The following is a 19,951-nucleotide window of genomic DNA, read 5'->3' as shown; positions in this document are numbered from 1 at the left end:
GCCATCGTCTCGTCTCCTCGGGCGGCGGGGCCCCGTGCCCCTCGTCTCTCCTCATCTACTCATTCATACCGGGCGGGGCCTGTCAAGGAGGGGCGCCTCCTCCCCGGCGCCCGCGAAGTCTCGACGTCCGTTCCGGGTTTGACTCCGGGGCGGCCCGCCCCTATCATCGACCCGTGCGCCCGCCCATCCGGCCCGGCCCGGCGGGCGCCACCCGGCCATGATCCTCGTCGACGTCCCCGCCGAACGCACCACCGCCGCCACGGACCTCCTCCTGGCGGCCGTCACCCTCTGGGCCCTGGTCCGGGTCCGGGCGTTTCGCCGCCGCCATCCCTTCAAGTCGACCCTCTGGACATGGGTCTTCGCCTTGTCCGGTGCCGCCGCCCTGGCGGGGGCCTTGGTCCACGGCGTCGTGCTCCCCGGGGTGGTGTCGGCCTGGCTGTGGCGGGGCATCTACCTCTGCCTGGGCGTGGCGGTGGGGCTCTTCGGCGCCGGGGCGGCGCTCGACCTCCGGGGGGAACGGGCGGGGCGGATCGGGGCCGCGGCCGCCGCGGCGGCGGGCGGGGTCTCGCTCGCGCTCACCGAGGCGGCGGGCGGCGACTTCTCGGCCTTTCTCGCCTTCGAGGCGGCGGTCATGGCCTTCGTCCTGGCCGCCTACACGTGGTTGTGGCTGCGGCGGCGGTTGCCGGGGGCCGGGGCGGTGGCGGCGGCCGTGGTCCTCAGCGGGGCGGCGGCGGTGGTCCAGGCGGGCGGCGCCGAGCTGACCCTGGCCTGGACCTTCGATCACAACGGGCTCTACCACCTGGTGCAGGCCGCCGCGGTGGTGGTTCTCGCCGGGGGGCTCCGGGCCGGCCTTTCGGCCGCCCCCGGGCACCCGGCGGCGCGGGTTTAAGCGCGGCCGCCCGGATGCCGATCAGAGAGGCATATGGAGTGGGTTTCCTCGACACCCGGCGCCGGGCTTTGCGCCCCGGGCGCCGTCTTCCGGGCCGGAACCGGCCGGCCGGCGGCCCCGCCCGGATCCTCCCCGCGTCCCGGATCCTCGGGCCGTGGTCCCGCCGCGGCGGGCCCTTCCGCCGCTGTGCCCTCGCGGATCTGAACCCCGGGACAACATCCACCAGGAGGTTGCCATGACGTCGTCCATCTTTTTGAGCGTGGTCCCCGGCCACCCGGTGCTGTCGATCCTCATATGGGTCGTGGTGGGCATCGTGGCCCTGTACTTCGCCCGGAGTTACGCCCACCAGGCCATCCGCTCCGTCTTCCGCGTGGTTCGAAACGCCATGCGGGTGGCGGCCCGGTCGGTCTTGATCGCCGAGCGGAACGTGGTGGAGCGGAACCGCGAGGTGCTGCTTGCCGCCGGGCTCGAGAACGTGGAACGGTTCGTGGAGCGGGAGTTCCACCGGGTGGACGCGGTGGTGGAGCGCGATCTCCAGGGCTACCCGGCACTCCACCGGAAGCTGTCGGAGCAGATCGCCAAGATCGACGAGGACTACCGCGAGAGCACCGACGCGCCGCCGCTGCCCCCCACCTGGGTGAACGCCGTGGAGGCCGTGGCCAAGATCCCCGACCCGGGCAACAACATGGTGGCCTCCATGCTGGGGGACATCCACAAGACCCTGGTCAAGCAGCAGAAGCAGGCGCTGGCCGAGTACCGGGAGGCCACCAAGAAGCGCCACGCCCTCCTCAACAAGATGATGCCCTACTGGCGCCGGATGTCGCAGACCCTCGAGGACGTCGGAAAGAGCATCTCCGGCCTCCAGGAGCGGGCCAAGGCCATCGACGCCCGGATGCAGGAGTACGAGGAGATCCAGCGGGGCACCGACCGGGCCATCCGGATGCTGTCCTCCTCCGCCATGACCCAGTTCTTCATCTCGGGCTTCGTGCTGCTCATCGCCATCGGCGGCGCGGTGATCAACTTCAACCTCATCGCCCTGCCCATGTCCGAGATGGTGGGGGGCGGCAGCTACATCGGCGGCTTCCGCACCGCCGACGTGGCGGCCATGGTCATCATCCTGGTGGAGACGGCCATGGGGCTCTACCTCATGGAATCGCTCCGTATCACCCGGCTCTTCCCGGTGATCGGGAGCCTCGACGACAAGCTCCGGGTGCGGATGATCTGGATCAGCCTCTCCATCCTGGTGATCCTGGCCGGGGTGGAGTCGTCCCTGGCCTTCATGCGCGACATGATCGCCGCGGACATCCATGCCCTGCGCGCCTCGCTGGGCAGCGGCGAGGAGGTGGCCGCCTCGCCGAGCAAGATCCCCATGATCGGCCAGATGGTCATGGGTTTCATCTTTCCCTTCGCCCTGACCTTCGTGGCCATCCCCCTGGAGTCCTTCGTCCACTCGGGTCGGACGGTGATGGGGTCGGCCCTGGCGGCCTTTCTCCGGTTCGTGGCCTTCGGGCTCCGTTTCGTCGGGAACGTGGCCTACTACACCGGCGCCGCCCTGGTGGCCATCTACGATCTCCTGATCTTCCCGCCGCTCTGGATCGAGAACTACGTCCAGTCGCGGGGCGCCGAGGCCGCCAAGTCCGGCGGCCGGCCGGCGGCCCGCAAGGCGGCGAAGATCGCCGTGGAGGAGGTGAGCACGAAATGAAGACCTGCAAGAGACTCGTCCTGTTCCTGGCGGCGGCCGTGTGCCTCTGGCTCCCGCTTGCCGGGTGCGCCGACACCACCAGCCATTCCACGGGGGTCTACATGCTGCTGGACACCTCGGGGACCTACGCCCGGGAGCTTCGGAAGGCCCAGGCCATCCTGAACTACCTGCTCGGGACCCTCCAGCCCGGCGACTCCCTGGCCGTGGCCCGGATCGACAGCGGCAGCTTCAGCGAGAAGGACATCGTGGCCAAGGTGACCTTCGACCGGCGGCCCTCCGCCTCCAATGCCCAGAAGCGGGCCTTCGCCCAGAAGGTGGACGACTTCGTGAAAAGCGTGAGGGGCTCGGCCCACACCGACATCACCGGCGGTCTCCTCCAGGCCGTGGAATGGCTGAACGAGACCGGCGCGGGGCGGAAGTACATCCTGATCTACTCCGACCTCGAGGAGGACCTCGTCAAGGGCCAGGTCCGGGACATCCCCCTCCAGCTCAAGGGCTTCCGCGTGGTGGCCCTCAACGTCACCAAGCTCCGCACCGACAACATCGATCCGCGCCGCTACCTCAACCGCCTGGACTACTGGCGCGAGCGGGTGGAGAAGGGCGGCGGGGAGTTCCGGGTCATCAACGACCTCGAGCGGCTGGAGAAGATCCTGGCCGACTGACGCCGCCTGTGCCGGCGACGCAGGGGACCGGGCCGCCGCGGCCCGGTCCCTTTTGTGTGCCCCCGGCGTCGGTTGTGCCGAGAAGGAATTTGTTTTATTTTAAAATTATTAAACCTTTCATGGAGAGAGATACTTCCCCCTCGGTATGCCATCTGGAGATCGATGGTTTTCTTGCGTAGAGGCCTCGAATGGAAGGCGTGACACCTTCGGCCTATTGCCGCCCCCTGCCCTCTGTGGAGCCGAAGGCGTCGATGGCGGAGCCGGAAAAAGCGCGACGAACTGTTTGAGCCCCGCGAAGCGGGGCGAGTTCTCGTCGCGCCCGGCTCCGCCGAGACGCCGAGGGGACCCCGTTCCGCCCCGCCTTGGCGGGGGGACGGGGCTCCACAGTGGGCTGCCTTTTCTTTTGGTTACTTTTCTTTGGGCACGCAAAGAAAAGTAACGCCCGCCGCAGGCGGCGACGGTTCCATGCCTCAGCAAAGTTGTCGAGTCTGGATTCGTTGTGCGGGTTCGGGGTTGGAAGAGGGCCAAGCTCAATAGTTTACATGTCCCGCGGCGTTAGGGGTATCGGGCAATGAATTCCGCCGCCCACAAAAAATTGATCCATAACTATCTCAACTGGGAGGATGTTGAGAAAAGGCTTGATAGTTACGAGTTCATAAAAGCGGTATATCCCATTAAAGACCTTCTCTGTTGTTCTGAAACGGCTCCATATTACTGTCATTATCTCGCATGGCGCCTCGGAACATGGAAGAGAGATGAATTTTTTGAGTTTTTTAACGATTTGCTTAAGATTGGTGTCAAGCTGGAAGGCTGGGAAAATAATAAGAATTTACTCAAGAGCTGCGATTATGATGTTTTTTGGGGGCTCTTATGGCAGTTACAGGTAGCCAAATTTTTTTGCGACCAAGGGCATACAGTGACGTGGATGAACTCTCCTGCCCCTGACTTGAGAGTTACGGCCGGAGAGTCTTATTTTTTTGTCGAGTGTTATACTTATAGAAAATCTTTTAGAATACTTTCTTTTATAGAAGAATTGTTTTTAAAGATAGACCCAAGAATAAGAGTTGATTATAGGGCTTGCACAAAATTATCTATTCCAGATGACAAGAATGGTCTCAATAGATTCTTGGATGAGTTGTTTCGTCCATATATTAAGCCTGAGTTCTTGAGAGAGAAAATAAGGGAGTCAAAAACTTGTCAGCCAGTAGAATTACCTGTCCCTGATGCAGCTTTTCATCTCTATGTTGAGGGAGATGACCCATCTAAATATGTTCCAAGTTGTAACGCAACTGGAGGACCTGATTTATATTTAAAAAACGTTCTTCATGAACTCATTAAAAACAAGCAAAATTCGAACAAGCTCAGCAAGCATCATCCAAACATTTTGGCGGTCAACTGTATACTTCAGCATGACCTTGAATGGGTTTTTGATGAACACCAAGCAGTTGGAGAACAACCATCTATCGATCTGGGGAAAAATCTGGACGGAGTCCTCGTGTTCAGGTGTGGGATAAATGAGTTGCCATCGCCACGGAATTGTCTTTTGAGGAGGATTGGGCCCGCCTTGGAAGCTGTAAGAGGCCATGTAGATTTTTGAGAGGTTTGATGCACTCTCCGTGAAATGGTTGAGGTGGTCTCCATTTCCTGAACGGGGGAATGTCTCTCAGAGAAATTCCCGGTCCGCAGGCTACCGATATTTGCGCTGGGTCGGTGCATTTCCATTCCCGGGGAGATAGGCAGAGTCGTGCCGTCGGCTGTGGTGCACCGGCGGCGGTGGGTCTGGACGGTCGGTTCCGTGCGAAGAGGCCGGGCTTGGCGGGAGGACCATTGCCGACAAGACACTGAGGGCGCCGCCGTGTCGATCTCCGTCGTCATCCCCATGCTCGAGACCCGGCCCGGGCTGGTGGAACGGGCCGTGGCCAGCGCCGCGGCGCCGGGTGTGGAGGTGCTGGTGGTGGACGGGGGCAGCGGCCGCGCCGCCGTGGAGGCGGCGGCGCGGGCCGGGGCCCGGGTGCTGGAGTCCCCCCCGGGGCGCGCCCGCCAGATGAACGCCGGGGCCGCGGCCGCCGGCGGCGACGTCCTGCTCTTCCTCCACGCCGACACCCGCCTGCCGCCGGGCTACCCCGACCAGGTGCGCCGGGTGCTGGCCGCGCCCGGGGTGGCGGCCGGGGCCTTTCCGCTCCGGATCGACGGGGGCCGGCGGGGCTACCGGCTCATCGAGCGGCTGGTGGACTGGCGCTCCCGCCGGCTCGAGACTCCCTACGGGGACCAGGCCCTCTTCCTTCGCCGGGAGGTCTTCGCGGCCGCGGGCGGATTCCCGGACCTGCCGATCATGGAAGACTACGAGATGGTGCGGCGGCTGCGGCGGATGGGCCGCATCGGCCTTGCGGACGACCCGGTGGTGACCTCCGCCCGCCGGTGGGAGCGGCTGGGCCTCTGGCGGACCACCCTGTGGAACCGGGCGCTGGTCCTGGCCTACCGGGCCGGGGTCGCCCCGGAGCGGCTGGCGCGGCTCTACGGGACGGCGGGGCGGACGGACGGGGCCTAGCCGAGCTCGCGGGACCGCCGGGCCGCGGCCTGCACGCAGTCCATGAGGAGCCCCTTGAAGCCCCCTCGCTCCAGGACGTGGAGGCCGGCGATGGTGGTGCCGCCCGGGCTCGTCACCATGGCGGTGAGCTCGCCTGTCCCCTTGCCCGTCTCGCGGCAGAGGCGCACCGCGCCCTCCAGGGTCTGGAGGACGAGTTCCTCCGCCACGGGGCGGGGGAGCCCCTCGCGGACCCCGGCGTTCACCAGGCCCTCCACGAAGGCGAAGACGTAGGCCGGGCCGCTCCCGCTGAGGCCGGTCACGGCGTCCATGAGGCGTTCTTCCACCACCACCGTGGTCCCCACGGCCCCGAGGACGGCCCGGGCGGTGTCCAGGTCGCCGGGACGCGCCGCCGAGCCCGCGCACAGGGCCGCCGCGCCCTTCTGGACCAGGGCGGGGGTGTTGGGCATGACCCGGACCACCCGGGTGCCCGGGGGGAGGGCGGCCTCGAGGGCGGCCAGCCGCACCCCGGCGGCGATGGAGATCACCAGGTGGCGGTCGGTGACGGCCGGGGCGATCTCGGCGAGGACCGGGGCGATCACCTGGGGCTTCACCGCGAGCACCGCCACGTCGGCCCCGGCCAGGACCTCGGCGTTGGAGGCGGCCGCGGTGACCCCGTAGGCGGCGCGGAGGTGGGTGCTCCGCTCCGGCGAGGGGTCGAAGACGAGGATGCGCCCGGGCGCCGCGGCGCCGCTTGCGAGAAGGCCCTTCACCAGGGCCTCGGCCATCATGCCGCCGCCGATGAAGCCGATGTGGAGGTCGAGTGGGGCTGCCGTCATGGGGTCGCTCCCTCGGCCGGATTGCCCGCCCCCGGGGGGGCGGCGGGCGCGGCCGTCACGGCTGGATTTCTAGCCCCCGGCCCCAGGGGTTGTCAACCGCGGCCCCGGACCGGGCGGTCCGACGGGGGGCGACCGGGCGCTCTTGCCCGTTGTCAGGGGCTTTTGAAGATGTTAGGGTCGAAACCATGGAATTCGAACTCAAGTGGGTGGCCTGGGAGATCACCCGACGGTGCAACCTCCACTGCGTCCACTGCCGCTCGTCCTCCGAGCTGGAGGTGGCGGGCCACCCGGATTTTCCCACCGAGGAGGCCTACCGGGTCCTCGACGACATCGCCACCTTCGCCAAGCCGGTCATCGTCCTCTCGGGCGGCGAGCCGTTGCTCCGGGCCGACGTCTTCGACATCGCCGCCTACGGGACGGAGAAGGGGTTCCGCATGTGCCTGGCCACCAACGGGACCCTGGTGACCCCGGAGACCTGCGAGCGCATGAAGGCGGCGGGCATTCGGATGGTCTCCCTCAGCCTCGACGGGGCCGACGCCGGGGTCCACGACGATTTCCGCCAGCAGCCCGGGGCCTTCGACGGCACCCTGAACGCCGCCCGGCTCTTCCGGGAGCACGGCATCCCCTTCCTCGTCAACTCCTCCTTCACCAAGCGCAACCAGGACCAGATCCCCAAGGTGTACCGGCTCGCCAAGGAGCTCGGGGCCACCGCCTGGTACATGTTCATGATCGTCCCCACGGGCCGGGGCGAGGACATCCTCGAGGAGCTCATCTCCCCGGAGGACTACGAGGAGATCCTCAACTGGCACTACGAGATGGAAAGGGGCGAGGACGAGCTCCTGGTCCGGCCCACCTGCGCGCCGCACTACTACCGGGTGCGTCTCCAGCGGGCCAAGGAGGCCGGAGAGCGGGTCCGGCACCGGACCCTCAAGTTCTCCACGGGCGGGGCCAAGGGGTGCCTGGCCGGCCAGCTCATCGCCCTCATCGACGTGGACGGCAACGTCCTTCCCTGCAGCTACTTCCCCAAGGCGGCCGGCAACATCCGGAAGCAGTCCCTCCGGGAGATCTGGAATGAGAGCCCCCTCTTCAAGGAGCTTCGCGACTTCTCGAAGTACAAGGGGCGCTGCGGTTCGTGCGAGTACGTGGCGGTGTGCGGCGGATGCCGGGCCCGGGCCTACGCGGTGACCGGCGACTACCTCGATGAGGAGCCCTTCTGCGGCTACGTCCCCCGCCGGCTCAGGGCCGGGGAGGGGGCCTCGAAGCCGGGCGGCTGACCCCGCTCCGCCCCCGCCGTTTCCGACATCTGGACGAGAGGAGCGCAGCCCGATGAACGACACCTTCCTTCGGGCCTGCCGGGGGGAGCCGACGCCCTTCACCCCGGTCTGGCTCATGCGCCAGGCGGGGCGGTATCTCCCCGCCTACCAGGCCGTCCGGGGGACCACCGATTTTCTCACCCTGTGCAAGACCCCCGAGCTGGCCGTGGAGGTCACCCTCCAGCCGGTGGACATCCTCGGGGTGGACGCGGCCATCCTGTTCTCGGACATCCTGATCCCCCTCGAGCCCATGGGGGTCGGGCTCGCCTTTCACGAGGGGCGGGGGCCGGTGCTCGATCCCCCCGTCCGGACCGAGGATCAGGTCCGCTCCCTCCGGGGCATCGACCCGGAACGGGACGTGCCCTTCGTGCTGGAGACCATCCGGCGGCTGCGGCGGGAGCTGGCCGGCCGGGTGCCCCTCATCGGTTTCTCCGGGGCGCCCTTCACCCTGGCCACCTACCTGGTGGAGGGGGGCACCTCCCGGGGCTTTCTCCACACCAAGCGGATGATGTTCGAGGCACCGGAGGTCTTCGAGGAGCTCATGCGCCGCATCACCGACGTCACCGTGGCCTACCTCCGGGCCCAGGCGGCGGCGGGGGCGCAGGCCATCCAGGTCTTCGACACCTGGGCGGGGATCCTCTCCCCCGGGGACTACCGCGCCCACGCCCTGCCCCACGCCCGCCGGGTCATGGAGGCCCTGGCCGATACCGGGGTCCCGCGCATCTACTTCGTCCACGACGGCGGCCATCTCCTCGAGGACATCCGGACGGCCGGCGCCGACGTGGTGGGGCTCGACTGGCGCACCGACATCTCCGCGGCGCTGCAGAGGCTGGGCGCCGACGCGGTGGTCCAGGGCAACCTCGACCCCTGCGCCCTGTTCCTTCCGGAGGACCGGCTCAGGGAGCGGGTCCGGGGCATCCTGGAAGAGGGCCGCCGGGCCCGGGGCCACGTCTTCAACCTGGGGCACGGGGTGCTCCCGGAGATCCCGCCCGAGAAGGCGAAGCTGGTGGTGGACCTGGTCCACGAGCTCTCCGCATGACCGGGGTGGTCCTCCTCAACATGGGCGGGCCGGACGGGCCGGAGGCGGTCCGGCCCTTTCTCTTCAACCTGTTCTCCGACCGGCGCATCATCCGCCTCGGTCCACCGTTCCTCCAGCGGCCCCTGGCGTGGTGGATCTCCCGCCGCCGGGCCCCGAAGAGCCGGGCCGCCTATCTGCGCATCGGCGGGGCGAGCCCCCTCGCCCGCATCACCGCCGCCCAGGCGGCGGCCCTGGAAAGGGCCTTGAACGCCGGCGGCGGGGCGCCCGTGACCTGCCGCGCGGGGATGCGGTACTGGCACCCGAGGACGCCGGACGTCCTCCGCGAGCTCGCGGCCGCCGGCGTGCGGCGGGTGCTGGGCCTGTCGCTCTATCCCCACTTCAGCGGGGCCACTTCCGGGACCTCCCTGGACGAGTTCTTCCGGGAGGCGCGGCGCCTCGGCCTCGAGGCCGCGGCGGTGGAGGCCTGGCCGGACGATCCCGGCTACATCGAGGCGCTCCTGGAGGTCCTCCGGGAGGGCCTGTCGCTCCTGGGCGGGGCGGAGGGGCGGCTCCCGGGCGATGCGGCCCTCCTCTACAGCGCCCACAGCCTGCCCCGGCGCATGGTGGAGCGGGGCGACCCCTACGTGGCGCACCTCGAGCGGACCATCCGGGCCCTCGAGGCCCGCTCCGGCATCCGGGGACACTTGGCCTACCAGAGCCGGAGCGGGCCCGTCCGGTGGTTGGAGCCCGCCACGGACGTGCGCCTCCTGGAGCTGGTGCGGGAGGGTGCCCGCCGCGTTCTGGTGCTGCCCATCAGCTTCGTCTCGGACCACATCGAGACCCTGTACGAGATCGACATGCTCTACGCGGACATGGTGACCGAGGCCGGGGGGCGGCTCTTCCGGACCCCGTCCCTCAACGACCGGCTGCGGTTCATCGAGGCCCTGGCGGGGATCGCCGGGCGGCGCCTGGAGGCGGAGGGATGGCGAGGGTCGTCGTAGTCGGCGGGGGGATGAGCGGGCTTTCCCTGGCGTGGTTCCTGCGGGAGCGGCGGCCCGGGTGGGAGGTCCAGGTCCTGGAGGCGGCGGATCGGCCCGGGGGCAAGGCCTGGACCCTCCGCGAGGACGGCTTCCTCTGCGAGGCCGGGGTGAACGGGGTCCTGGACAACAAGCCCTCCACCCTGGGGCTTGCCCGCCGGCTGGGGCTGGCGCCGCTGCCCGCCGACGCGGCGGCCAAGCGGCGCTTCGTGGTGCGGCGGGGGCGGCTCGTCCCGCTCCCCGAGTCGCCGGGTGCCTTCCTGACCTCGCCGCTCCTGTCCCCGGCCGGCCGCCTCCGGGTGCTGCTCGAACCCTTCGTGCCCCGGGGCGACATGGCCGCCGACGAGTCCCTGGCCGACTTCGCCCGCCGCCGGCTCGGGCGCGAGGCCTTCGAGCGGCTCATCGATCCCATGGCCACCGGGATCTACGCCGGGGACCCGGAGCGGCTCTCGCTCAAGGCCTGCTTTCCCCGCATCCACGAGCTCGAGCGCGACCACGGCAGCCTCATCCGGGCCATGATCCGCCTCAAGCGCGAGGCCCGGCGGGCCGGCCGGGCCGGCCCCGGCGCCGGGCCGGGCGGGACCCTCACCTCCTTCGCCGGTGGCATGGGGGAGTTGGCCGCCCGGGTGGCCGAGGCCCTCGGGCCGGAGGTCGTCCGCACCGGCCGGCCGGTGGCGGCGGTGTCGCCCTCCGCGGCGGGCTGGGAGGTGGCGGCCGGCGAGGAGGTCATCCCGGCGGACCACGTGGTGCTCGCCTGCCCGGCCGAAGCGGCGGCCCGTGTGGTGCGCCGGTCGGTGCCGGAGCTGGCCGCGCTGGCCGACCAGGTCCCCTATCCCCCGGTCTCGGTGGTCTGCCTCGGCTACCGGGCCGCGGAGTTGCCGCGGCCCCTGGACGGCTTCGGGTTCCTCGCCCCGGGCCCGGAGGGGCGGCGCATCCTGGGCAGCCTCTGGGATTCCGCCATATTCCCCGGCCGGGCCCCGGAGGGGCACGCGCTCCTGCGGGTCCTGGTGGGCGGCGCCCGGGACCCGGAGCGGGCCCTCCTCCCCGATGGCCCCCTGGTGGACGTGGTCCGGGCGGAACTCCGCGAGCTCATGGGGATCACGGCGCTTCCCGTCTTCGAGAAGGTGATCCGCTGGCGCCGGGCCATCCCGCAGTACGAGGTGGGACACCTGGCCCTGGTGCGCCGGCTGGAGGAGATCCTCGCCCGCCACCCCGGGCTCTACGTCCGGTGCAACTGGGTCGGCGGCGTCAGCCTGAACGACTGCGTGGCCAACGCCGAAGTCCTGGCGGACCGGATCGCCGGGGCTCCCGGGCGGGGGGAGGGGGCGTGAGGGGCCGGTACCGGTCCATGTCGGCGCTGTCCGAGGTGCTCCGGCACTCGCTCGGCGCCGAGCGGGCGTGGCGGGAGCGGCTCCAGCGGGGGCGCGTGTGGGAGGTCTGGGAGGCGGCCGTGGGCCCCGGGGTCGCGGCCCACGCCTGGCCCGAGGGGTTCCGGGAGCGGGATGTCCTCGTGGTGGTGGTCTCGGACTCGGTCTGGATGCAGCAGCTCCACCTCCAGCGCCTCCTCGTCCTCCAGCGGCTCAACGCGCACCTCGAGGAGGCCCCCATCCGGGAGATCCGGTTCCGGCTCGGGGACGTGGAGGGGGAACGGCGCAAGTGGACGCGCCGGGCCGGCACGGCCGCCCGTCGGCCGGCGGCGTTGCCGCCGCCTTCGCGCGAGGATCTCGAGGCGGCGGAGCGGCTGGTGGCGGAGCTCCCCGACGGGGACCTGCGCCGGGCCTTCCGGGAGCTCTTCCTTCTGGACCGGCGGGCGCACCGGGCCGGCCGGGAGGGCGAGGAGGGCGGGGCCTGAAGGGCTCAGCCGGGGTCGTTCTCCGGGGGGGAGAGGACGAGCGGCGGCAGCACCGCCAGTTCCACGCCGGCGTCCCGGCAGGCTTCCACCAGGAGCAGCCGGGCCGGGGCCCCGGGCCCGGGATGGACCCACCGGAGGCGCTTGGGCTCGATGCGGGCCCCCCGCAGGGCGGTCAGGAGGTCCACCGCCCGCTCCGCCGCGTAGACCAGGGTGAGGCGCCCGCCGGGCCGGAGCAGGCGCCGGGCCGCGGCCACCAGGCCCCCGAGATCCACCCGTATCTCGTGGCGGGCCTGGGCCTCCTCGGGGTCGGGACACAGCCGCCCGGCCCCCGGCGGCCGGAAGGGGGGGTTGGCCACCACGTGGTCGAAGGTCCCGGCCGGGACCTCGGCGGGCAGGCCGGCCATGTCGGCCTCGACGACCGAGACGCGCCGGTCGAGGCCGTTTCTCCGGGCGTTCTCCCGGGCCAGGGCGGCCAGCCGGGGCTGGATCTCCACAGCGGTGACGGTGATCCGCGGGTGCCGCCGGGCCAGGACCAGGGCCACCACGCCGCAGCCGGTGCCGAGGTCGGCCACGCGGTCGCCGGGCCGGAGCCGGGCGAAGTCCGCGAGCAGCAGGGCGTCCAGGGAGAACCGGTAGCCCCGCCTCGGCTGGAGGAGCCGGAGGCCGTCGGCGGCCAGGTGGTCTTCGGTGAGCTCCCGCGCGTCCATCGTCTCTTCCGCCGCCATCATACCCCGCGGGCGGCCTTCCGGGGGAGGGGGCGGGCGGTTTGATCCCGCGGCCCCCCCGGGCTATATTCGCTGCGGCGCCCGGGCGAGGGCGCGGGGAGGTCACGATGCGGGCGGTCTGGCAGCGGGTCAGCGAGGCCGGGGTGAAGGTCGACGGCGAGGAGGTCGCCCGGATCGGCCGGGGGGCCCTGGTGCTCCTCGGGGTGGAACGGGGCGACGGGGAGGCGGACGCCCGGTACCTGGCGGAGAAGATCGTCTCCCTCCGGGCCTTCGAGGACGCGGAGGGGCGGATGAACCGCTCCGTGGCGGACATCGGCGGCGGCCTCCTCCTGGTCTCCCAGTTCACCCTGGCCGGCGACTGCCGGAAGGGGCGCCGGCCGTCGTTTGCCGGGGCGGCCCCGCCGGAGGAGGCGGAGCGGCTCTACCTCCGGGTGGCGGAGCTGGCCCGCGGGTTCGGGGTCCCCGTGGCCACGGGGCGGTTCCGGGCCCGGATGGCCGTCCGCCTCGTCAACGACGGGCCGGTGACGCTGCTCCTCGACAGCCGGAGGCGGTTCTAGCCGGCCGCGCGACCGAAGAAGGAGGCACGAGATGGCCATCGTGGACGACATCCGGGCCGCCATGAAGGCGGCCATGAAGGCGGGGGAGACGGAACGGCGGGACCACGCCCGCGTGGTGCTGGCCGAGTTCCAGCGACTGCCCACCAAGGAGGTGGACGACGCCCGGGCGGTGAAGATCCTCCGGGCCCTGGCGGCCTCCGAGCGGGAGATGCTCAAGGCCCGGGGCGAGGAGCGCTCCGGTTTCCTCGACTTCGTGGAGGAGTTTCTGCCCCGGATGATGGACGAGGCCGAGATCCGGGCCTGGATCGAGGCCAACGTCGACCTTTCGGCCTACCCCAACCGCCTCCAGGCCATGCGGCCCATCATGGAGGCCCTCTCGGGCCAGGCCGACGGCGCCCTGGTGAAGCGGGTCCTGTCCGGGATGTGACTCAGGCCCCGGCGGGGAAGCCCAGGCGCCGGTAGGCGTCGTAGACCACGATGCCCACCGCGGTGGCCAGGTTGAGGCTCCGGACCCGGCCCCAGATGGGAACGCGGAAGGTCCGCTCCCGGTGGGCCGAGAGCAGGTCGGCCGGAAGACCCGTGGCCTCCTTCCCGAAGACCAGGAAGGCACCGTCCGCCACCGGGGCCTCGGTGTAGGGCCGCCCGCCCCTGGCGGAGAAGAAGAGGTGGGGGCCCGGGGCGGTCACGCGGAAAAAGGCCGCCAGGCTCTCGTGTTCCCGGACCGCCACGTGGGGCCAGTAGTCGAGGCCCGCCCGCCGGAGGTGGCGGTCGTCGATCCGGAAGCCGAGGGGGTGGACCAGGTGGAGGACCGACCCCGTGGCGGCGCACAGCCGGGCGACGTTTCCGGTGTTGGGCGGGATCTCCGGTTCGACCAGGACGACGTTCAGGCGGGGGGCGGCGGGGTTCACGGCGCCGGCGTTCCGGTGCCGCTCCGGCGTCTTTGGCGCTCGCGGCAGGCCGGGCAGAGCCCCAGCACCTCCAGCTTGTGTCCCTGGACCCGGTAGCCGAAACGCTCCGCGAGCCGCCGCTCCACATCCTCGAGGGCCGGATCGGTGAATTCCTCGATGCGCCGGCACTGCGTGCACCGGAGGTGGCAGTGGTGGTCGTGCCCGTAGATGTGCTCGTAGTGCATGTGGCCGTCTTCGAAGAAGACCTCCTGGACGAGCCCGGCCTCGATGAGCAAGGGGAGCAGGCGGTAGATGGAGGCCTTGGAGACCCGGTGGCCCTTGCGCCGCATGCCGAGGTAGAGGGTCTCGACATCGAAGTGGTCGTGGGTGGCGAAGATCTCCCGGATGATCCGCTCCCGCTCCGGGGTGTAGCGGAGGCCCTTTCGGCGGATGAAGTCCCGGAAGATCTCGAGTTCGTCCATGGGGGTGCGGGCGCGGTGTTTGTTGAAAAAGGATCTCGATTGCTTTTTAGCAGGTGGGCTCCGGTGCGGTCAATACCGGTTTGAAGGCTCCCCTCGCCCTTGCGCGGGGCGGTGAATCTCCTTAAAGTGGGAATGGTTCGAAATATTCCTGAAACTCAATAGCGATAGTCACGGGAGGATGCGGCCATGGTGCCAGGCTGGCTTCGACACATGTTCCGCGGCGGCGGGGGGAGGGCGTGTCGTTCCGGCGGCGGCCCCGGCCGGCGGGACGGCAGCCTCCACGAGAACGAGCGGGAGGAATTCCTCCGCCTGCTCGGCGAGATGGGCGAGGACCTCTCCCGGGAGGGGCGCCTCGTGCTGGACCTCTTTCTCGACACCGAGGGGCATCTCGCGGCCGAGGAGGTGCAGGCCAGGCTGGCCGAGCGGGGCGTCCGGATCGATCTGGCCACGGTGACCTGCGCCCTGGAGCGCTTCTGCCGGTTCGGCATCGCCCAGAAGATCAAGCTCAACGGCAAGAAGGTCTACTACGAGCACCTCCACGTGGGCAGCCACCACGACCACCTCATGTGCACCCGGTGCGGGGCCGTGGAGGAGTTCTTCGAGCCCCGGCTCGAGGCCTGCCAGGAGGACGTGACCCGCCGCTACGCCTTCCTGCCCTTCCGGCACCGCCTGGTGATCTACGGCCTCTGCCGCCGGTGCGCCGCCGGCCTGGCGGCGGGTACGCTTCCCCTCCACGAGGCCGCCTGCGGCGAGAAGGTCCGGGTGGTGGGCTTCGCCGGGGGCGCCAACGTCCAGGGGCGGCTCGCGGCCATGGGGCTGTCCGTCGGCGACGAGGTGGAGGTGGTCAACAACGCCGGCCCGGTCATCGTGAGCCGCGGTGGCGTGCGGCTGGCCGTGGGGCTCGGTCTCGCCGAGAAGGTCCACGTCGCCCCGGCCCGGCCCGAGGTCCCCAGGGGTTCCGGTGCCGGGACCGGGCAGGGGGGTTGACCCACCGGCCCGGCCATGGTAACACCATTTGAAAATTCGTATGCCGCCTTCGGCCCTTCGGGGCCGCCGGGGAATCCGGTGCAAATCCGGAGCGGGCCCGCCACTGTGAGTGGGGACGACGGCCGCGGATGCCACTGTCCGGGTGAAGGGATGGGAAGGCGCGGCCGGTCGGGTGATCCACGAGCCAGGATACCCGGAAGCGGCCACGCGGCGGCGCCGGCGAGGCCCCCGGCGCCGCGGTGAGACACCTGGACGGCGCGAGCGGGCACGCCCCGGGTCCTGACGAGGGACTCGGGGTTTTTTCGTGCCAAGCGGGTCGGCCGGGTGGGGTCTCCCGGGGCCGGAGGAGAAAGGAGTCCACGAGATGAGGACCGCAAAGGGTATCTTGGCCATGGCGACGGCGGTGCTGCTCCTGGCCGCGGCGGGCGGGGCCGCCCGGGGGGAGACCGGCGGGGTGGTGCGTTTTCTCAAGCCCCGGTACGCGCCCGTCAAGCCCGCCATCGTGCTCGCCGCCTTCGGGACCAGCACCACGGCCCGAGCCACCTTCGACGTCCTGGACCGCCGGATCCGGGCGGCCTTTCCGGGCCACGAGGTCCGCTGGGCCTTCACCTCCCGGATCATCCGCGAGAAGGTGAACCGCCGGCGGGCGGACGCCGATCGGCTCAGGAGCCTCCCCGAGGTCCTCGCGGCCCTCCAGGCCGAGGGGGTCCGCCAGGTGGTGGTGCAGTCCATGCACGTCTTTCCGGGGGGTGAATACGTCCACATGCAGCGCCAGGCCCGGATGGAGGGGCTCCAGGTGGCCGTCGGGGAGCCGCTGCTCGCCACGTGGGAGGACGCGGCGCGGGTGTTCGCCGTGCTGGAGCGGGAGTTTCCGGCACCCGACGAGGGGTGCGTGGTCCTGGCCGGCCACGGGACGCCGAACACCTACTACGCCCCGTCCACGGCGGTCTACCTGGCCCTGGACCGCTGGATCCATGCCCGCTACCCCAACGTCTACCTCGGGAGCGTGGAGGGCGTTCCGGATCGGAAGGACGCCCTGGACCGCGCCAAGGCCCATCCCGGCCGGCGCGTCCGGATCGTCCCCTTCATGCTCGTCGCCGGCGACCACGTCATGAACGACATCATGGGAGAGGCCGCCGGGGAAGGAGAGGAAGCCTCCTGGGCCGAGGAACTTCGCCGGGCCGGGAAGGTCGTCGACTGTCCCACCGTGAAGCTGGGCGGGAAGGTCCTCTACAAGGGCCTCGGGCTCTACGACGTCACCGCCGAGATCCTCGTGGAACACATCCGGCAGGCGCTCCGGGACTTCCCCCGCTGGTAGGCGGCGGGCCCGGGGCTTGGCCGGATTCGGCGAAAACGGCGGCGCCACCCGCGCCGGAAGACCCGCGGGACCCCGTCCCGCGGGATGCAGGGAGGAAAGGGAGCGATGAGACGTGCAACGAGGGGAATCTTCTGGGCGGCGGCCGCGGTGCTGCTCGCCCTCGGGCCGGCGGTGGTCCGGGCCGCCACGGTGGACGAGCTTTCCCGGGACGTCCGGCGCCTCGAGGAGCGCAACCGTGAGTTGCTCGACCGGGTGGAAAGGCTGGAGCGGCGGGAGGCGCCCGCCGGAGACGCGGCGGAGGCGGGGCCCGCCTGGACGGACCGGATCCGCCTGAGCGGAGGCGTCACCACGGTGGTGCAGGCGACGGCCGGAAACGCCGACAACAACCCCGACGGCGGCAACCATGCCGACGGGACCTATACCCTGGACCTCGGGCTCGAGGCCGACCTCGACGGCCTCGGCACCGTCGTGGTGCACCTCGAGGGGGGCGACGGCGAGGGAGTCAACGACAACGTCCCTTCCTTCAGCGTCCCGAACTACGACGCCTACGCCACCCTGAACAACGCCAACCAGGCGGACCTCACCATCTCCGAGGCCTACTACGAGGCCCGGCTCCTCGGCGGCCGCCTCACCTTCGACGTCGGCAAGATGGACGTGAGCACCCTCTTCGACCAGAACGCGGCGGCCGGCGACGAGACCACCCAGTTCCTCTCCAACATCTTCGTGAAGAGCATGGGGCTCACCGTCCCGGAACCCGACGACTTCTACGCCCCGGCGGCCATGGTGGCCCTGGCCCCGGCGGATTTTCTGGAGTTCCGCCTCATCGGCGCCTCGGCCAACAACGAGCACGGCCACCTCTGGGAAGACATCTTCAGCAAGGGGTTCGTGGCGGCCCAGGCCGCCGTGAGCGCCGCCCCCTTCGGTCGCAAGGGCACCTACCGCCTCTACGGGTGGTGGGACGAGCGCCGCCACGTCAAGAACCGCCTCCTGCCGCTGGTCAACGCCGCCCCCACCCGGGCGGACCAGCGGGCGGACGAGCCCCTCTACGGCTGGGGGGTGAGCCTCGACCAGGAGCTGGCCGATGGCCTGGTGCTCTTCGCCCGCTACAGCCGGACCCTGGACGATCTCGCCGCCTGGGACGCCGATGCCGCCATGTGGGCGCCCATCCCCGTGGAGGAGGTCTATTCCGCGGGGCTGAGCCTCTCCGGCACCCCCTGGAACCGGCCCGGCGACGCCCTCGGCGTGGCCTGGGGCCAGGCGCTTCTCACCCGGGACTTCGCGCAATCCACCCGCAACCCGGCCGACGAGCGGTACGTGGAGGCCTACTACCGGTACGCCTGGAACGCCCACCTGGCCACCACGGCGGATCTCCAGTGGATCGAGAACCCCGGCGGGTCCTTCGCGGCGGACAACGTCTGGATCTTCGGGCTGCGCGGGCAGGTCGATTTCTGACCTGGATGCGGCGGCGGGGGTTCCCTTGGGACCCCGGGCGGCCCATAATCTTGGTATGAACACGGGGCCGGTCCCGCCGTCCGGGCCCGGCCCCGCCGGGAGGCCCGAGTCATGTGGCAGGAAGTGGTGGTCTGGACCCTCTTCGGGTTGTGCGCGGCCTGGCTGGCCGTGCGGATCTACCGGTCGCTCCGGGGCGGGGCCTGCGGGTGCGCCGACTCATGCCAGGGCTGCACCTATGCCGGCCATCCCGAGGGAGACGACGCCCCCCAGTGCCCCGGCCCGGGCGGCGGGCCGTCTCCCCCGGATGCCTGAGGGGCGCCGGGGCCGGGAAAATCGGGCCGCCCCCTTGGCGGACGTCGCCCCAGGTGCTATCTATTGAGCTCGATCGTCGAGGGACGGTGCGGGGGCGGCCGGTCGCGCCGCCGTGGAATGCGGATGCCGTGCCCCCGGCGGTCTGTGCCGAGTTTCCACCCAGGCTTGTCTCGTGGCGGCCTTCATCTCCGGTGAAGGCCGCCGCGGCCCCGGCCGCCCGGCGGGGCCCCAGAGGAGGGCGCCCTGTCGTCTCGGGCCGCCAGCCGCTTCGGAGGTACCGCTCGAATGAAGCCGATCCGGATAGCCGTGGCCGGCGTGGGTAACTGCGCCAGCTCCTTGATCCAGGGCATCCACTACTACCGGAACGCCGATCCCGGCCGGGCCATCGGGCTCATGCACTGGGAGATCGGGGGCTATGCCCCCGGCGACATCGAGGTGGTGGCCGCCTTCGACATCGACGCCCGCAAGGTGGGCCGCGACGTCGCCGAGGCCGTCTTCGCGCCGCCGAACTGCACCGCCGTCTTCTGCCCCGACCTTCCCAAGACCGGCGTCACCGTCCGCATGGGCCGCGTGCTCGACGGCTTTTCCGAGCACATGAAGGATTATCCCCCCGAGCGGACCTTCCTCCTGGCCGAGGCGCCCGAGCCCGACAGGGACGAGGTCGTCCGGGTCCTCCGGGAGTCCGGGGCGGAGATCCTCTTGAACTACCTCCCGGTGGGCTCCGAGCAGGCGGTGCGGTTCTATGCCGAGTGCGCCCTCGAGGCGGGGGTGGCCTTCGTGAACAACATGCCCGTCTTCATCGCCAGCGACCCGGAGTGGGCCCGGCGGTTCGAGGCCGCAGGGCTCCCCATCGTGGGCGACGACATCAAGGCGCAGCTCGGGGCCACCATCACCCACCGGACCCTCACCGACCTCTTCCGCAAGCGGGGCGTCCGCCTGGACCGGACGTACCAGCTGAATACCGGGGGCAACACGGATTTTCTCAACATGCTCAACCGGGCGCGCCTGGCCTCCAAGAAGGAGTCCAAGACGGAGGCGGTCCAGGCCGTGGCGGCCCACCGGCTGGCCGACGAGAACATCCACGTGGGCCCCAGTGACTACGTGGCCTGGCAGAACGACAACAAGGTCTGCTTCATCCGGATGGAGGGCCGGCTCTTCGGGGACGTGCCCATGAACCTCGAGCTCAGGCTCTCCGTGGAGGATTCCCCCAACTCCGCCGGGGTGGCCATCGACGCCGTCCGCTGCTGCCGGCTCGCCCTCGACCGCGGCATCGGCGGCCCCCTGGTCTCCGCCTCGGCCTACCTCATGAAGCACCCGCCCCGGCAGTTTCCCGACGACGAGGCCTACCGCATGGTGGAGGCCTTCATCCGGGGCGAGCGCCGGGACTGATCCCCC

At 70.4% G+C, this 19,951-nt stretch carries 21 protein-coding genes and 1 riboswitch; of the genes, 17 read left to right on the top strand and 4 right to left on the bottom strand.

The genetic code is table 11. The features are described from left to right. Positions 1 to 217 precede the first annotated feature (217 nt). The 5 genes from HCU62_RS07950 to HCU62_RS07930 all read left to right on the top strand — a co-directional run bounded on the left by HCU62_RS07950 (position 218) and on the right by HCU62_RS07930 (position 5,801). Positions 218 to 889, top strand: a complete 672-nt coding sequence (locus HCU62_RS07950; protein ID WP_169755550.1) for a DUF6962 family protein — start codon at positions 218 to 220, stop codon at positions 887 to 889. Positions 890 to 1,124: 235 nt separating this feature from the next. Continuing rightward, positions 1,125 to 2,591 (top strand): hypothetical protein, encoded by a 1,467-nt coding sequence (locus tag HCU62_RS07945; RefSeq protein WP_163298923.1) that lies wholly within the window; start codon positions 1,125 to 1,127, stop codon positions 2,589 to 2,591. Next, on the top strand, positions 2,588 to 3,253 hold the full coding sequence (locus HCU62_RS07940; RefSeq protein WP_163298924.1) for a VWA domain-containing protein: 666 nt from the start codon (positions 2,588 to 2,590) through the stop codon (positions 3,251 to 3,253). Before HCU62_RS07945 ends, HCU62_RS07940 begins: the two co-directional genes overlap by 4 nt. Before the next feature lie 571 nt (positions 3,254 to 3,824). Continuing rightward, positions 3,825 to 4,850, top strand: a complete 1,026-nt coding sequence (locus HCU62_RS07935; protein ID WP_163298925.1) for a hypothetical protein — start codon at positions 3,825 to 3,827, stop codon at positions 4,848 to 4,850. Positions 4,851 to 5,108: 258 nt separating this feature from the next. After that, the gene (locus HCU62_RS07930; RefSeq protein ID WP_309474814.1) at positions 5,109 to 5,801 is read left to right on the top strand and encodes a TIGR04283 family arsenosugar biosynthesis glycosyltransferase; all 693 of its coding nucleotides are present in this window, start codon (positions 5,109 to 5,111) and stop codon (positions 5,799 to 5,801) included. On the opposite strand, the gene proC is transcribed toward HCU62_RS07930, so the two are convergent. Beyond that, positions 5,798 to 6,616, bottom strand: coding sequence for a pyrroline-5-carboxylate reductase (gene proC / locus HCU62_RS07925; RefSeq protein WP_163298926.1), 819 nt, complete (start codon positions 6,614 to 6,616; stop codon positions 5,798 to 5,800). The two genes, HCU62_RS07930 and proC, sit on opposite strands and share 4 nt — an antisense overlap. A gap of 185 nt (positions 6,617 to 6,801) precedes the next feature. On the opposite strand from proC, the gene HCU62_RS07920 reads away from it, so the two are divergent. Genes HCU62_RS07920 through HCU62_RS07900 form a run of 5 tightly spaced genes read left to right on the top strand, consistent with a single transcriptional unit; the run spans position 6,802 to position 11,836 of the window. Then, the gene (locus HCU62_RS07920; protein WP_163298927.1) at positions 6,802 to 7,890 is read left to right on the top strand and encodes a radical SAM/SPASM domain-containing protein; all 1,089 of its coding nucleotides are present in this window, start codon (positions 6,802 to 6,804) and stop codon (positions 7,888 to 7,890) included. Between the two features lie 52 nt (positions 7,891 to 7,942). Beyond that, positions 7,943 to 8,968, top strand: a complete 1,026-nt coding sequence (gene hemE, locus HCU62_RS07915) for a uroporphyrinogen decarboxylase (protein ID WP_163298928.1) — start codon at positions 7,943 to 7,945, stop codon at positions 8,966 to 8,968. Then, positions 8,965 to 9,948: a ferrochelatase gene (gene hemH / locus HCU62_RS07910; protein WP_163298929.1), complete on the top strand. Its 984-nt coding sequence runs from the start codon at positions 8,965 to 8,967 to the stop codon at positions 9,946 to 9,948. The genes hemE and hemH overlap by 4 nt, the downstream gene beginning before the upstream one ends. Further along, positions 9,930 to 11,315: a protoporphyrinogen oxidase gene (gene hemG / locus HCU62_RS07905; protein ID WP_169755549.1), complete on the top strand. Its 1,386-nt coding sequence runs from the start codon at positions 9,930 to 9,932 to the stop codon at positions 11,313 to 11,315. The genes hemH and hemG overlap by 19 nt, the downstream gene beginning before the upstream one ends. Beyond that, complete coding sequence (locus tag HCU62_RS07900; RefSeq protein WP_169755548.1) at positions 11,312 to 11,836, top strand: DciA family protein; 525 nt, start codon at positions 11,312 to 11,314, stop codon at positions 11,834 to 11,836. Before hemG ends, HCU62_RS07900 begins: the two co-directional genes overlap by 4 nt. 5 nt (positions 11,837 to 11,841) lie before the next feature. On the opposite strand, the gene HCU62_RS07895 is transcribed toward HCU62_RS07900, so the two are convergent. After that, entirely contained in the window at positions 11,842 to 12,543 is a 702-nt protein-coding gene (locus HCU62_RS07895; protein WP_163298606.1) for a tRNA1(Val) (adenine(37)-N6)-methyltransferase, read from the bottom strand. Between the two features lie 125 nt (positions 12,544 to 12,668). Here HCU62_RS07895 and dtd point away from each other — a divergent pair, with 125 nt between their 5' ends. Together dtd and HCU62_RS07885 are read left to right on the top strand one after the other, a co-directional pair. After that, positions 12,669 to 13,118: a D-aminoacyl-tRNA deacylase gene (gene dtd / locus HCU62_RS07890; protein ID WP_163298605.1), complete on the top strand. Its 450-nt coding sequence runs from the start codon at positions 12,669 to 12,671 to the stop codon at positions 13,116 to 13,118. Between the two features lie 31 nt (positions 13,119 to 13,149). Further along, positions 13,150 to 13,545 carry a GatB/YqeY domain-containing protein gene (locus HCU62_RS07885; RefSeq protein WP_163298604.1) on the top strand — a complete coding sequence of 132 codons (396 nt, stop codon included), beginning with the start codon at positions 13,150 to 13,152 and terminating at the stop codon, positions 13,543 to 13,545. A gap of 1 nt (position 13,546) precedes the next feature. Here the strand turns inward: HCU62_RS07885 and HCU62_RS07880 are convergent, their stop codons facing one another. Both HCU62_RS07880 and HCU62_RS07875 read right to left on the bottom strand, forming a co-directional pair. Continuing rightward, the gene (locus HCU62_RS07880) at positions 13,547 to 14,026 is read right to left on the bottom strand and encodes a tRNA (cytidine(34)-2'-O)-methyltransferase (RefSeq protein ID WP_309474794.1); all 480 of its coding nucleotides are present in this window, start codon (positions 14,024 to 14,026) and stop codon (positions 13,547 to 13,549) included. Continuing rightward, positions 14,023 to 14,487, bottom strand: coding sequence for a Fur family transcriptional regulator (locus HCU62_RS07875; RefSeq protein ID WP_163298603.1), 465 nt, complete (start codon positions 14,485 to 14,487; stop codon positions 14,023 to 14,025). The genes HCU62_RS07880 and HCU62_RS07875 overlap by 4 nt, the downstream gene beginning before the upstream one ends. A 186-nt stretch (positions 14,488 to 14,673) precedes the next feature. Here HCU62_RS07875 and HCU62_RS11630 point away from each other — a divergent pair, with 186 nt between their 5' ends. The 5 genes from HCU62_RS11630 (at position 14,674) to HCU62_RS07850 (ending at position 19,945) form a co-directional block, all read left to right on the top strand. Further along, on the top strand, positions 14,674 to 15,474 hold the full coding sequence (locus HCU62_RS11630) for a transcriptional repressor (RefSeq protein WP_163298602.1): 801 nt from the start codon (positions 14,674 to 14,676) through the stop codon (positions 15,472 to 15,474). A 68-nt stretch (positions 15,475 to 15,542) separates the two neighbouring features. Next, positions 15,543 to 15,669, top strand: a riboswitch (cobalamin riboswitch). A 169-nt stretch (positions 15,670 to 15,838) separates the two neighbouring features. Beyond that, positions 15,839 to 16,792 (top strand): sirohydrochlorin cobaltochelatase, encoded by a 954-nt coding sequence (locus HCU62_RS07865; protein ID WP_163298601.1) that lies wholly within the window; start codon positions 15,839 to 15,841, stop codon positions 16,790 to 16,792. Between the two features lie 105 nt (positions 16,793 to 16,897). Then, positions 16,898 to 18,244 carry a carbohydrate porin gene (locus HCU62_RS07860; RefSeq protein WP_163298600.1) on the top strand — a complete coding sequence of 449 codons (1,347 nt, stop codon included), beginning with the start codon at positions 16,898 to 16,900 and terminating at the stop codon, positions 18,242 to 18,244. A gap of 111 nt (positions 18,245 to 18,355) precedes the next feature. Beyond that, positions 18,356 to 18,556, top strand: coding sequence for a hypothetical protein (locus HCU62_RS07855; RefSeq protein WP_163298599.1), 201 nt, complete (start codon positions 18,356 to 18,358; stop codon positions 18,554 to 18,556). Between the two features lie 285 nt (positions 18,557 to 18,841). Continuing rightward, positions 18,842 to 19,945, top strand: a complete 1,104-nt coding sequence (locus tag HCU62_RS07850; RefSeq protein WP_163298598.1) for an inositol-3-phosphate synthase — start codon at positions 18,842 to 18,844, stop codon at positions 19,943 to 19,945. Positions 19,946 to 19,951: the final 6 nt, after the last annotated feature.

Origin of the sequence: Dissulfurirhabdus thermomarina (assembly GCF_012979235.1) — a bacterium.
GTDB classification, from domain to species: domain Bacteria; phylum Desulfobacterota; class Dissulfuribacteria; order Dissulfuribacterales; family Dissulfurirhabdaceae; genus Dissulfurirhabdus; species Dissulfurirhabdus thermomarina.
Note: the sequence above shows the minus strand (reverse complement) of the source record. Positions and strands in the feature narration are given on the sequence as shown.